This is a genomic window from Sphingomonas sp. SAFR-052, assembly GCF_051965015.1.
Taxonomy (GTDB): Bacteria; Pseudomonadota; Alphaproteobacteria; order Sphingomonadales; family Sphingomonadaceae; genus Sphingomonas.
Window position 1 is genome coordinate 11,637 of the sequence record NZ_JBQCMO010000007.1, and the last position, 13,346, is coordinate 24,982.

Below are 13,346 nucleotides of genomic sequence, written 5' to 3' on the forward strand. Positions count from 1 at the left end.
GCATGCGACGGGCGATGACGCTGGGCGCGATCCTGGCCGGATCGGCGCTGGCCGGTTGCGCCACGCCGACGACGCCGGCTGCGACGACGACGCTGGCGAAGGCGCAGGGCTGTGCCGCGCTGCTGAACGCGGGCGGGTGGCGCGATCCGACGCTGCGCATCCTGAGTGCCGACGAACGCGCCGAAGGTCTCACGATCGACGCCGGACAGGGCGCGAAGACCCCGCCCCTGCCCGCGCATTGCGAGGTCACGGGCGTGCTGCACGAACGCACCGGGCAGGACGGGCAGCGTTATGCGATCCGGTTCCGGATGCGGCTGCCCGATGCGTGGAACCGGCGGTTCGTGTTCCAGGGCGGCGGCGGGACCAATGGCGATATCGGCACTGCGGTCGGCCCGGCGACCGGCGGCGCGGTCGCGCTGGCGCAGGGCTATGCCGTCATCAGCCAGGATTCGGGCCATTCGAACGCGACCAATGCCGATCCGGCGCGCGGCGGCGCGGTGGCGTTCGGGTTCGATGCGCAGGCGCGGGCGGACTATGGCCATGCATCGCTGAAGGCGAGTTACGATACGGCGCGCGCGATCCTGCGCCGCTATTATCATGGCGATCCGGCGCACAGCTATTTCGCCGGCTGTTCGAAGGGCGGGCAGGAAGGCATGGCCTTTGCCCAGCGCTATCCCGAGGCGTTCGACGGCATCCTCGCCGCCGCCCCCGGCTTCGCGCTGCCCAAGGCGGCGATCGCCGAGGCGTGGGACACGCAGACCTATGCCGCATTGGTGCGCGCGCCGGGCGAGCGCAGCGTGCCGATCGCGCGGCTGGCGCAGGCGTTTTCGGAAGGCGACCTGTCGCTGGCGCGCGGCGCGGTGCTGGCGGCGTGCGATGCCAAGGACGGGCTAGCCGACGGGCTGGTCGGCAGTTTCGCGCAGTGCGGAACGGCCGAGGTGGTGCGCGAACTGCGCGCGCGGCAATGCAGCGGGCAGAAGCAGCAAAGCTGCCTTGCCCCCGGTCAGATCGATGCGCTGGTCAAGGGGTTCGGCGGACCGCGCGACAGCCGGGGCAATGCCCTTTATGCCAGCTTCCCATGGGATGCGGGGCTCAGCGACAATGGCTGGCGGATCTGGAAACTGGGTCTCGCGACCCCCGCCATTCCGGCGATCAATGCGGCGATGGGCGCGCCGGCGCTGGCGACGATCTTTTCGACACCGCCTCGCGTATTGGGGGCGAGTCCGCAGGCGGGAATGGACTATCAGCTCGGCTATGATTTCGATCGCGATCCGGCGGCGATCCACGCGACCGCGCCCGGCTTTCCGCGATCGGCCTGGGCGGACATAGCGGCACGCTCGAGCGATTTGGCGCGGTTCCGGGCGCGCGGCGGGCGGATGATCGTGCCGCACGGCGTGTCGGACCCGGTCTTCTCCATCAACGACACCATCGCATGGTGGAACGATGTCGACCGGCGCAGCGACGGCCGGGCGGCGTCATTCGTCCGCGTCTTTCCGGTGCCGGGCATGGCGCATTGCGCGGGCGGGCCGGCGACCGACCAGTTCGACGGCTTCGCCGCGCTGGTCCGCTGGGTCGAAGCGGGCAGCGCTCCCGACCGGATCGAGGCATCGGCGGGAGCGACGACGCCGTGGCCCGGCCGCACCCGCCCGCTGTGCCCCTATCCACTGGTCGCGCGGCCGATCGCCGGGGCGGTCGATACCGAGAAGGCGGCGGCGTTCGAATGCCGGGCGTGAGGATGATGCTCCGGCCCGCATGACGCGGGCCGGAGCAACAGGTCAGGCGAGGTCGTAGTCGGCGAGCTTGGTGGCGAAGCCCGCGGTGCCGGCCGTCTTGGACAGGCTGTAGAGATAATAGTCGACGCCGTCCTCGCTGTACGATCCGTTATAGTATAGCGTGGTGATCGTCTTGCCGGCTTCGTTCTTCATCGCGACGGACGCACCGTTGCCGAGGTCGAGGACCTTGTTGCGGCCGAAGACGATGATGTTGTCGTTGTCGCTGTCGACGATCTTGCGGGTGGTGACCAGCAGGTCGCTGCTGCCGAAGTCGAGGATCGAGTCGCGCGACGCGCCGATGTCGCTGCCGAAGAAGAAGACGTCGGAGTCGCCCTTGCCGCCGATCAGCGTGTCCTGACCCGCGCCGCCGTCGAGCCAGTCGTTGCCCGTGCCGCCCTCCAGCCGGTCGTTGCCGGCACCGCCCTGCAACAGATTTTTGCCGGCGTTGCCGAGCAGCGTATTGGCGACGGCATTACCGAACAGCTTGTCGTTACCCGATCCGCCGCGCGCATTTTCGATGACGACGCCATTGGCGATGGTGAAGCCGCCATAGATACCCTCGGCATAGGATACGCGCCCGCCGCCGCCGGTTTCGTAGCGGAGCGTCGCGGCCCGCAGGTCGATCAGCGCGTCGCGGGCGCCGTCATAGACAATCTGGTCGGTGCCCCCTGCATCCCAGATCGACGCATAATAGGTGCCCGCGGCGTTGACGTCCTTCAGCGTGTAGGTGTCGTTGCCGGTCGCGGTATCTTCGTTGACGCCGTATTTGTCCTGGATCGCGGCGATGTCGAACGCCATCAGCCCGCCGAGATAGCCATAGCCGACATCGGTCGGCGCATTGCCATAGGGCGATTCCTGCCAGCCATCCTCGTACGACATCATCGTGAAGACGCCCTGGTTCAGCGCGAAATCACCGGTGGTATAGTCGGCGACGCCTGCCCCTTCGGATTCGACGCCGCGCATCACCCCCGAATGGCCGCCATTGTCGTGCGGATGGGCAAGGCCGTGGCCATGGCCGAATTCATGGATCAGCGTGACGAACGAGAAGCCACCCTGCGCAAGGTTGGTCGCGTTCCAGCGATTGTCGCCGGAATTGAACAGCGCCGTCCCCTCGTCCTTCTCCTGCGGCGGGCTCATCGATCCCAGCAGCGAGACGCCGAATCCGGGCGTGCCCTGATAGGTGAAATATTCGAAATCGGCCTCGGCGCGGTTCTGCGTCTCGACATAGACGACGTCGGCGACCTTTTCGAATTCCTTGAGCGCGGTCCACACCGCCTTCAGCTCGAAATCCTTGGCACCGACCGCGACCGTCGCCGGCGGCAGGCTGGGCGAGGTCGGATCTTCGGTCACATAGAGGTCGCCCGCCTTGGCGAAATAGATTTTGACGACGTTCTTACCGGTGATGCCGGTCCCCTTCGCATCGGCGACCCCGGCCGGATTGCCGGTGATGTGGCCGGTTTCCTTGCCATCGGGGTTGCGGACGGTGCCGTCGACCTGCGAGCCCCAGTCGATCGAATAGAGCGGGTTGTCGACGCTGTAGTACGGCACGTAGCGCGGCTGTCCGAAGACGTCGCTGACCGACAGCGAGTAATCGCCGATCAGGTCGCCGGTAGTGCCATCGGCGGGCGCGTTGTCAAAGGCGCGGGCATTGATGAAATAGGTGCCGCTCTTGGTCGGGGTATAGGTCAGGATCGCGTCGAACCCGGAATTGACGGTGTTGATCGTCGTGCTGGCCCCGCCATCGGCGGCGGTGATGATCGCGCCGGACGCATCATAAAGTTCGAGATAGCTGTCGGCGAGCGGCAAGCCGGTTGGGCCGCCGGCCTTGGCGAACATGCCGATCTCATAGGTCTTGCCGGCGACCAGCTGCACCTTGAAGAAATCCTGGTCACCGATCGTGCCGATCGTCGAGACGGTCGCAGGTGCCCCCACGGTCAGCGTCGCGGTGGTCGAGGTGTTGCCAGCAATGTCCGGTTCGAGCGCCAGCAACGCGGACGTCAGGTTCGTGCCGCCATCGGCCGAAATTTCACGATGATGCATGCGTCAGATTCCCATCGGCTGCGGGAGAGCAGGCCGGGCCGGCATTGCGTATTCGCGGGATCGGGCGACGAATGGGCGATGCGGCGTCAGCGCACTCCCGGGGATGATGCTCGAAAGCAAGACTTTGGTCGTCCCGGCCACGAGGTTCGTGACCGATGGGGCATGGTTAACGCGAAGTTTTTGGCGATGCAAAGCACGAAACCGTACGATCGATAACATTATCGGATCGCGAGCAACTACATTCATCGATAAACGAGAAGCAGATACATGCTATGTACGTCTGCCGACAAACCCTTAACCTATCAACGAAACGCAGATCATATTTTTTGCTGACGCATGTTACGTTATTCCATTGCAGATTTGAGGTCCCGTGCGAGGGACTAGATTGCAAGCGAATGCACGGTCGCGTCTGGAGGAAGATCGTTTCCCCTTTCTTTTCCAACTACTGCCGATCGATACCGTCAGGCGGCGCGGCTGCTGCGGAATTCGCCATGGACCACGACCCCGCCCGTATCGGGATCGGTGTGGCGGATGGCGCGCGGCAGATTGAAGCGGCCGACCTGTCCGGCAAGCCAATCGGCATGGTCGGCAAGCGTGCGGGCGGCGGCGGTCGCCTGTTCGACCATGGCCGCGTTGCGCTGGGTCACGCCATCCATTTCGGAGACGGCGGTGTTGACCTGTTGCAACCCGATCGATTGATGTTCGGACGATTCGGCGATGCGATGGACCAGCTCGCTCACCTCGCCGATCCGGTCGACAATCCGACGCAGCGCGTCGCCGGTTTCGTTGACCAGCGCGACGCCGGTGCCGACCTGTTCGCTCGACGCGGTGATGCGGGTCTTCACGTCGTGCGCGGCATCGGCGGAACGCTGGGCCAGCGCGCGGACTTCGCTGGCGACGACCGCGAACCCCTTGCCGGCATCGCCGGCGCGCGCCGCCTCGACGCCGGCGTTCAGCGCGAGCAGGTTGGTCTGGAAGGCGATGCCGTCGATGACGCTGATGATGTCGCTGATCTCGTTCGAGGCGCGCTCGATCGATCCCATCGCGTCGATGGCGCGATCGACGACCGCGCCGGACTGGTTCGCCTCGTCGCGGGCCTGATCGACGACCAGCTTGGCCTGCGCCGCGCCGCTGGCGGTCTTACGGACGGTGCTGGTGATCTGTTCCATCGCCGCCGCGGTTTCCTCGAGGCTCGCCGCCTGCTGTTCGGTCCGCTGCGACAGCGCGTCCGATGCGTGGCGGATGTCGAGCGCGCCTTCGTTGATGCTGTCGCTGGCTGTGGCGACCGCCTGCAACGCATCGGCCATAGCGGCCATCGCCCGGTTGTAATCGCGCCGCAGCTGTTCGGTCTCCGCCGGAAACGGGCTGTCGAGACGGTGGCTGAGGTCGTTGCCGGCCAGCCGGTTGAGCCCGGCGCCGAGCGAGGCGACGACCTGTTGCTGGACGTTCGCCGCTGATGCCAGCCGCTCGCCATTGTCGCGGAACGTCGCCATCGCCCGTGCCATGCGGCCGACACAGTCGCGATAGTCCGAAAACAGGATCGGCGAAGCGAACTCGCCCGCGGCCAGCGCCTCCATGCGCACGACCGTCGTGACATAGGGGTCGCAGATCAGCCGGCGCGCGACGAGCATCACCAACACGATCGCGACCGTGCTCACCGCGGCTACGGCCAGGAACGGCCCGGCTGGATCGGCGGTCGGCAACACCAAGGCTGCCACCAGGGGAAGCGATGCCAGCGATCCGTTGAGGATCGTCAGCGTCATGAACTTCACCCGAATTGGCGCGTCGGCCTTGAACCAGCGGACCACGGCATGTCTCCCAATCGATCTGATCGGCGGGACCCTGTGGTCCATTCGCCAAGGAAGCCTTAACGCGCCATCGCCCGCAAAACCGCGCTGGTCGGTGGTTAATCGGGAAGGTTTTGATTTGGCGTCGTTTCCGCCGAATCATTCTTTCGTATGATCGTACGTCAGCGGACCGTCTTTTTGCGATCGATTGCAATAGCTGCGTATCGTGAACGGGAACCGGATGTCGCGTTGCCGCGCTTTGGCCGAGCGGCAGCATGTGCCGCGATGAGGAGCAGGTACATGCCCGATACCGGACTGACGATCGATCCGACGACGTTCAGCGACAATCCGATGGCGTATCAGGTCGAATTCGCCGGGACGGTCGACGGCGAACCACAGCAGTTCGCGGTACAGTACAGCGCGCTCGAGGCGCTGGCGGGCGGACCGGTGGCGGACGAACCGTTGCGCGTTGCGCAGGGGCAGGAGAACCGGCTGACCGCCGCAGCGGGCAAGGCGTTGGCGCGCGGGCCGGCTGCCGACGTGGTGACGATCGGCGAAGCGGACCTCGTATGAACCGGTCCGGCCACGACCGCCATTCCCTATCCTGTATCAGTCATTCTGCTTCCCGTTCGACTATGAATGCGTCCGTCGATTCGGTGTTTTCCAAATAAACGCCTATTTTTACTTTGCTTTCTGCTTGCGCAATCGATGCCATGCCCGACCGATTTACCAATTGTTAACCAGTGTTCACGCATTTTAAGCATCGGTCGAAGGCATCGGTTCCTGTCCGGTCTACGTACCGTGTATGAGTATCAGACAGAGGCAGAAAGCGAATGGGATATCATCCTTCGGCGCTCGGCAGCTTTCGGGATTGGCCGCATGCCGGCATCAACAAGCTGTACCGCGACGGCGACCGTGCGGTGCGCGACCTGGCGATCGATCGCAGCGGCGTGCTGGATCGGGTGCGCGATCCCGAACTGGCGACGATCGTCAGCTTTACCGCAGCGGAATACAAGACGCCGATGGCCGGGCTGTCGATCGTGACCGGGCGGCGGCAGATCCTGCTGGGCGCGGTCGGCACCGATATCTGCGAAACCTCGCTCGAGGACTCGTTCTGCGCGGTCGCGGTCCAGCGCCCCGACGAACCGCTGATCGTGCCCGACGCCACCCGCGATCCGCGCTTTGCCACGTTCCGCACCGTGACCGGCCAGCCGTTCGTGCGCTTCTATGCCGGCGTGCCGGTGGTCGACCGCAACGGGTTGGCCCTGGGCGCGCTGTGCATCGCCGACCGGACGCCGCGCAACGAAGCGTTCGATCCGACCATGTTGCTGATCCGCGCGCGCGAGATCGAACGGCTGCTGCGGTCGTAAGCGCGGCGGCGCCGGCGTTTTGCCGGGTTGCGACGCGATCGTTTCACGGTACGATCCCGACGATAACATGTTGGGAGAGATGTGAATGACCGCGCGCTTCGATCGCCGTACCCTGTTGGCAGGCGGCATCGCCGCCTCCACCGCCGGCGTCCTGCCGATCGGCGAAGCGTTCGCTCAGCGCCGCCGGACTTCGGCCAACGACAAGCTGCAGGTCGGGCTGATCGGCTGCAAGGGGATGGGATGGTCCAACCTCAGCGCGATGCTGAAGGGCGCCGACGTCGTGCCGGTGGCACTGTGCGACGTCGATGCGCGGGTGCTGGCCGAGCGCGGGGCGGAACTGAAGAAGTCGTCGGGGCGCGCGCCGCGGCTGTACGACGATTATCGCCGGATGCTCGACGACCGGTCGGTCGATGCGGTCATCATCGCCACCCCCGATCACTGGCATGCGCTGCAACTGACCGATGCGATGTCGGCGGGCAAGGACGCCTATTGCGAAAAGCCGCTGGGCAATTCGATCGCCGAATGCCGGGCGATGGTCGCCGCCAAGCAGCGCCACAACCGCGTGGTGCAGGTCGGCCAGTGGCAGCGCAGCAACCAGCATTGGGCCGACGCCATCGCCCTCGTCCAAGGCGGCGGCATCGGCCGGGTGCGCAAGGTCAAGGCATGGGCCTATATGGGCTGGATGAAACGGGTCGCGCCGCAGCCCGACCAGGCCGTGCCGGCGGGCGTCGATTACGACCGCTGGCTGGGCCCGGCGCCGGCGCGCGCGTTCAATCCCAACCGCTTTCATTTCAGCTGGCGCTGGTATTGGGACTATGCCGGCGGGCTGATGACCGATTGGGGCGTGCACCTGATGGATATCGCGCTCTTGGGAATGAAGGCGTCGGTGCCGAAGTCGGTCAGCTCGCTGGGCGGTGCCTATGGCTATCCGGACTCGGCGATGGAGACACCCGATACCCAGACCGCGATCTTCGATTTCGGCGACTATTCGGTCGAATGGGAACATGCCGTCGGCATCAGCCAAGGGCCCTATGGCGGGCGCGACCACGGCGTGGCGTTCATCGGCGAGACCGGCACGCTGGTCGTCGATCGCGGCAAATGGGAGGTCTTGCCCGAGATCAGCGACGGCAAGCCGCTGACCCAAGCAGTCCCGGTCACCCGGTCGCAAGACAATGGCCTCGACCGCCATACCGCAGACTTCGTCGCCTGCGTGAAGGATCGCACGCGGACCCCCGCCTGCCCGATCGAGTCCGCCGCCAATACCGCGATCGTGTGCCAGATGGGCAATATCGGCTGGAAGACCGGTCGCAAGGTGCATTGGGATGCGGCGGCCGGGCAGTTCGCCGGCGATCCGCAAGCCAATGGGCTCATCACCCCGCGGTATCGCGCGCCCTATCGCCTGCCGGCCTGACGCAGCGAGGACGGCTTCGGGTCAGTCGTCCTCGTCCTCGAACCCGACCAGATCGAGTGCGCGTGCCTTGATCTGGCGGGTCATGCACCAATGGACCAGCGCGTCCTCGCGGCCGTGCGTGACCCATACTTCCTTCGGCGCGATCTCGGTCAAGGTTCGGGTCAGTTCGTCCCAGTCGGCATGGTCGGACAGGATCAGCGGCAGTTCGACGCCGCGCTGGCGGGCGCGCTGGCGGACGCGCATCCAGCCGCTAGCCATGGCGGTGATCGGATCGGGCAGCCGCCGCGACCAGCGGTCGCCCAGCGCCGAGGGGGGTGCGACGATGATGCGGCCCTGCAGTTCGGCCTTGGCCGCGCCTGCCACGGGGCGGAGTTCGCCGAGGTCGACGCCCAGATCGACATAGAGGTCGCACAGCCGCTGCATCGCACCGTGCAGGTAGATCGGATCGTCGAAACCCATCGCCCGCGCCTCGGCGATGACCCGTTGCGCCTTGCCCAGCGCATAGGCGCCGACCAGCACGCAGCGTTCGGGTTCGGTGCGCAGCGCGGCCAGCAGCTTGTCGATCTCGTCGCGCGTCTCGGGATGGCGAAAGACCGGCAGGCCAAACGTCGCCTCGGTCACGAACACGTCGCACGGCACCGGCTGAAACGGCACGCAGGTCGGGTCGGCGCGACGCTTGTAATCGCCCGACACCACCACCCGCTCGCCGGCATGGTCGAGCACGATCTGCGCCGATCCCAGCACATGGCCGGCTGGGACGAACGATATGTCGACCTCACCCATGCGGATACTTTCGCCGTAAGCGACCGCCACGCCGTTCTGGGCCCCGTAGCGCGTGTCCATGATCGCCAGCGTCTCGGGCGTGGCCCAGACCGTCTGGTGCCCGCCGCGCGCATGATCGGCGTGGCCATGCGTCACCAGCGCACGCGCGACCGGTTCGGACGGGTCGATCCACATATCGATCGCCGGAATATGGATGCCGGTCGGGTGCGGCGTGATCCAGCGAGCAAGGGCCATGGCGGACAGATGGGGCGCATGGTCAACCCTGCCAAGGTCATCGAACCGACATATCGGGACGATAGAGACCAAGCCGTTCGTAACGATTGCCAGCCCTTGCCGACGCCCGCCCCACCCCGTTTCAGCCTGTTCGCGGCGGGCATGGCCGCGTTCTGCGTCTATTTCGCGATGTACGCCTTTCGCAAGCCGATCATGGCGGTCGGCTTCGCCGATCAGGCCGCGTGGTGGCCGGGGCTGGATTACAAGGCGACGCTGATCGTCGCGCAGGCGATCGGCTATGCACTGTCCAAGATGTTGGGGGTGAAGATCGTCGCCGAACATGCGACGGGCCAGCGGGCACGGCTGATCCTCGCGCTGGTCGGGGCGGCGTGGGTGGCGCTGCTCGGCTTCGCGCTGCTGCCGCCGCGGTTCGGACCGGTCTGCCTGTTCCTGAACGGATTGCCGCTGGGGATGATCTGGGGCCTCGTGTTCAGCTATCTCGAGGGGCGGCGGGTGTCGGAAATGCTGGCGGCGATGCTGACCGCCAGCTTCATCCTGTCATCGGGCGCGACCAAGACCGCGGGCGCGCTGTTGGTGCAGCATGGGGTGTCGCCCTTCTGGATGCCGGCGGTGACCGGATTGCTGTTCGCGCCGGTATTGGTCGTCGCGCTGATCGTGCTGGCGCGGACCCCGCCGCCCGACGCCGCCGATCGCGCGGCACGGGGCACGCGGGTGGCGATGGATGGCGCGGCGCGGCGGGCCTATGTCCGGGCGCACGCGCTGCCGCTGACGCTGCTGATCCTCGGCTATACGCTGCTGACCGCACTTCGCGATTTCCGCGACAATTTCGCCGCCGAAATCTGGGGCGACCTCGGCAACGGCGCGCCGGCGGCGATCTTTTCGATCACCGAGGTGCCGGTGACGGTCGTGGTGCTGATCGGCATGGCGCTGCTGGCGAAGATCCGCAGCAATCTGCACGCGCTGCTGGCGATCCATGGTGCGATCCTGTTCGGCGCGCGGGCGCTGGGCGGGGCGACCGTCCTGTTCCGGCTGGGCATGATCGGCCCGGTCGCATGGACGGTGTGGATCGGGATCGGCATCTACAGCGCCTATGCCCCGTTCAGCGCGGTACTGTTCGACCGGATGATGGCGCTGGGAAAGTCGCCGGGCAATGCCGGCTTCCTGATCTATCTCAGCGATTCGTTCGGCTATGCCGGCAGCGTCGCCCTGTTGCTGCTGCGCGAGTTGGCCGACGATCGCGCGCCGTGGCTGGGCTTCTTCACCGGGGCGACACTGGCGACGGCGCTGGTACTGGCTGGGGGCGCATTGTTGTCGGCGCTGTGGTTCCGGCAACGATTTGCCGGCGACGGTTGATGATATCACGTTGATTCCTGCATCTTCTCCACAGGAATCGATGACCCGAGCGCGAATTTCATCATCCGTCACACACCCGTCATCAACAGCCGCCAAAGGCGCGTCGGGGGCCGGACAACCGGCCGGGACACAAGCGGCGGGGCCGCGGGGAGACATCATGAAGTTCATCACGGGTGCGGCGATCCTCGCGATCGCGGCGGGGACGACGCACGCCCATGCGCAGACGGCCCCGGCCGATGCGACCACGACCGAGGTGTCGGGGGGCACGCAGGACGAGGCACGCAGCGGCGGCGAGATCGTCGTGACCGGTCGCGCCACGACCTTTGCCAACACGCAGGTCACCGAGCCGATGCTCGACCGGCAATCGGCGCTGACCAGCGTCAACGACGTCATCAAGGAACTGCCCGGCGTGTTCGTGGCGGAGGGCGATGCGTTCGGTTCTTCCGACTGGGCGACCTCGATCAGCATCCGCGGCTTCAGCTCGGGCGGCGGTGGAGGCCAACAGATCGGATCGACGATCGACGGCCTGCCCAATGGTGGTTCGGGCTATGGCGGCGGGTCGCGCGCCAACCGCTATCTCGACGTGCTGAACCTGAAGACGGTGATCGTGTCGCAGGGCACCGCCGACATCTCGTCGCGCTCCAACGAGGCGCTGGGCGCGACGCTCGACTACGTCTCGACCGATCCGGCGCGCGACACGCGCTATCGCTTCACGCTGGCGGGCGGCGATTTTGGCGCGCGCAAGCTTTATGGCCGCGTCGATACCGGCCAGTTCGCCGGTGACACCCGTGCCTTCGTCAGCGCCTCGACCAGCCGGGTGAAGGACTGGGTCGGCGGATCGGGCGAGACCCGCCGCGACCATGTCGATGCCAAGCTGGTCAGCAATATCGACCGGGTCCGCCTGACCGGCTGGGTCAGCTATGACGATGCCGACGAAGCCGAATTCGGGTCGGTCAGCCCCGAAATGTTCGCCAACGACCCGAACCACGATGCCTATACCGACGACTGGACCGGCATCCCCTATATCGATCAGGGCTATCGATCGACCTCGCGCGCGCTGCGCCGCAATTTCTTCACCTATCTGCGCGGCGAGACCGATCTAGGCGAAGTGAAGTTGTCGGGCGCCGGCTATTATCACCGGATGCGCGGGCGCGGCGATTTCGCGCCGCCCTATCTGGTCGATGTCCGGAACGACGGCGCCGGTAATCCGGAAAGCGAGTTCACCGGCAGCCTGCCGACCGTGATCGGCGGCGGCAATCTTGGCCGCTATTATTTCGTGACCCCGACCGGCGCGAAGGCGACGTTCCTGACCGGCTGTGTGGGCACGGCGGTGATCCCGGCGGTCTATGCGCCGAGCTGTTATGCGGCAGGGTCGACGCCGGTCATGTCGTATCGCCACACCCATTACGAAAACGACCGGGGCGGCCTGACTGCCGACGCGGCGTGGACGCACGACTTTGGCGGGATCGAGAACACGCTGCGCGGCGGGCTGTGGTGGGAGCGCGGCCGCGCCAACCAGCTGCGCGACTGGCACAAGATCACCAACGCGCTGGTCGGACCCGCGTTCGACGGCAAGCCCTATTACCAGCAGTTCAGCACCGACTACGACCTCGACGAGATCATGTATTATGTCGAGGATGCGGTGACGTTCGGGCCGCTGACCGCGCGGTTCGGGGTCAAACAGTTCTTCCTCGACCAGCGTCGTGCCGAATTGCTGAACGACCGTGCGGTGACCGAGCTTACCTCGAACAGCCGTCCGCTGATCTCGACCGGCATCGTCTATCACGCGCCGGTCGACGGGCTGGAGGCGTTCGCCGGCTATTCGCAGAATTTCGCCGCGATCGGCAACGGACCGCTCGGCGAACCACGCGAGGTGATCGATCGCATCCGCCCCGAAACCGCGAACAATATCGAGATCGGCGCACGCTATTCGACGCCGCAGGTCAAGGCGTCGCTGACCGCCTATGACATCAAGTTCAACAACCGCATCCAGTCGATCTCCGCCAACCTCGTCACCGGCATCGATTATCTGGAGGAACAGGACAGCGTCTATCTGAACGTCGGCGGGATCAAGAGCCGCGGGATCGAGGCGGCGCTCGCCTATCGCGTGACGCAGGGGCTGACTCTGTCGGGCAACTATACCTATAACCACGCGACCTATATCGGCACCGGCAATGCCGCGCAGGACGCCGATATCGGCGTGACGCCGGGACGGCAGGTCATCAACTCGCCCCGCAACATGTGGGTCGCGGCGGCCGATTATGCACGCAGCGTGTTCAAGATCGGTGGCGCCGCCAAGTTCGTCGGTGACCGCTTCATCGGCAGCGACGGTGACGCGACTGCACCCAGCTTCACCACCGTCGACGCCTATGCCGGCGTCGATCTGGGCGAGGTGACGCCGCTGCTGAATGGGATGGCGCTGACGGTGCAGGCGACCAACCTCGCCGATCGGCGGTATCTGGCCGGCGCGGACGGCGGCTCGGCGTTCCTCGGCACGCCGCGTACCGTCACGGCGGCGCTGACGTTCGATTTCTGACCTGACGAACGTACATTAAGGATCGTCGCCCCAGCGCAGGCTGGGGCATCCCTCCCCGGG

9 protein-coding genes are annotated in these 13,346 nt (G+C 66.1%); 6 read left to right on the plus strand and 3 right to left on the minus strand.

All coding sequences use genetic code 11. The features are described 5' to 3' along the window. Positions 1-2: 2 nt before the first annotated feature. Positions 3-1,733 (plus strand): tannase/feruloyl esterase family alpha/beta hydrolase, encoded by a 1,731-nt coding sequence (locus ACTHQV_RS12960; RefSeq protein WP_440490810.1) that lies wholly within the window; start codon positions 3-5, stop codon positions 1,731-1,733. Positions 1,734-1,775: 42 nt separating this feature from the next. Here the strand turns inward: ACTHQV_RS12960 and ACTHQV_RS12965 are convergent, their stop codons facing one another. Next, positions 1,776-3,812, minus strand: a complete 2,037-nt coding sequence (locus tag ACTHQV_RS12965; protein WP_440490811.1) for a M10 family metallopeptidase C-terminal domain-containing protein — start codon at positions 3,810-3,812, stop codon at positions 1,776-1,778. A 461-nt stretch (positions 3,813-4,273) separates the two neighbouring features. Further along, a complete protein-coding gene (locus ACTHQV_RS12970; protein ID WP_440490813.1) occupies positions 4,274-5,620 on the minus strand; it encodes a methyl-accepting chemotaxis protein in 1,347 nt (448 codons plus the stop codon). A gap of 279 nt (positions 5,621-5,899) precedes the next feature. On the opposite strand from ACTHQV_RS12970, the gene ACTHQV_RS12975 reads away from it, so the two are divergent. The 3 genes from ACTHQV_RS12975 to ACTHQV_RS12985 all read left to right on the plus strand — a co-directional run bounded on the left by ACTHQV_RS12975 (position 5,900) and on the right by ACTHQV_RS12985 (position 8,380). Continuing rightward, positions 5,900-6,172 carry a hypothetical protein gene (locus tag ACTHQV_RS12975; RefSeq protein ID WP_440490814.1) on the plus strand — a complete coding sequence of 91 codons (273 nt, stop codon included), beginning with the start codon at positions 5,900-5,902 and terminating at the stop codon, positions 6,170-6,172. A 260-nt stretch (positions 6,173-6,432) separates the two neighbouring features. Then, positions 6,433-6,969, plus strand: a complete 537-nt coding sequence (locus ACTHQV_RS12980) for a GAF domain-containing protein (protein WP_440490816.1) — start codon at positions 6,433-6,435, stop codon at positions 6,967-6,969. A gap of 85 nt (positions 6,970-7,054) precedes the next feature. After that, positions 7,055-8,380 (plus strand): Gfo/Idh/MocA family protein, encoded by a 1,326-nt coding sequence (locus tag ACTHQV_RS12985; protein WP_440490817.1) that lies wholly within the window; start codon positions 7,055-7,057, stop codon positions 8,378-8,380. Positions 8,381-8,401: 21 nt separating this feature from the next. Here the strand turns inward: ACTHQV_RS12985 and ACTHQV_RS12990 are convergent, their stop codons facing one another. Continuing rightward, positions 8,402-9,397: a ligase-associated DNA damage response exonuclease gene (locus tag ACTHQV_RS12990; protein WP_440490818.1), complete on the minus strand. Its 996-nt coding sequence runs from the start codon at positions 9,395-9,397 to the stop codon at positions 8,402-8,404. A 96-nt stretch (positions 9,398-9,493) separates the two neighbouring features. On the opposite strand from ACTHQV_RS12990, the gene ACTHQV_RS12995 reads away from it, so the two are divergent. Beyond that, positions 9,494-10,750 (plus strand): DUF5690 family protein, encoded by a 1,257-nt coding sequence (locus ACTHQV_RS12995; protein WP_440490819.1) that lies wholly within the window; start codon positions 9,494-9,496, stop codon positions 10,748-10,750. A 157-nt stretch (positions 10,751-10,907) separates the two neighbouring features. After that, entirely contained in the window at positions 10,908-13,286 is a 2,379-nt protein-coding gene (locus ACTHQV_RS13000; protein ID WP_440490820.1) for a TonB-dependent receptor domain-containing protein, read from the plus strand. Positions 13,287-13,346: the final 60 nt, after the last annotated feature.

Coding starts and splice junctions, on each gene's coding strand:
- ACTHQV_RS12980 (WP_440490816.1), top strand. CDS start 6,433: ATGGGATATCATCCTTCGGCGCTCGGCAGCTTTCGGGATTGGCCGCAT.
- ACTHQV_RS12975 (WP_440490814.1), top strand. CDS start 5,900: ATGCCCGATACCGGACTGACGATCGATCCGACGACGTTCAGCGACAAT.
- ACTHQV_RS13000 (WP_440490820.1), top strand. CDS start 10,908: ATGAAGTTCATCACGGGTGCGGCGATCCTCGCGATCGCGGCGGGGACG.
- ACTHQV_RS12990 (WP_440490818.1), bottom strand. CDS start 9,397: ATGGCCCTTGCTCGCTGGATCACGCCGCACCCGACCGGCATCCATATT.
- ACTHQV_RS12960 (WP_440490810.1), top strand. CDS start 3: ATGCGACGGGCGATGACGCTGGGCGCGATCCTGGCCGGATCGGCGCTG.
- ACTHQV_RS12965 (WP_440490811.1), bottom strand. CDS start 3,812: ATGCATCATCGTGAAATTTCGGCCGATGGCGGCACGAACCTGACGTCC.
- ACTHQV_RS12985 (WP_440490817.1), top strand. CDS start 7,055: ATGACCGCGCGCTTCGATCGCCGTACCCTGTTGGCAGGCGGCATCGCC.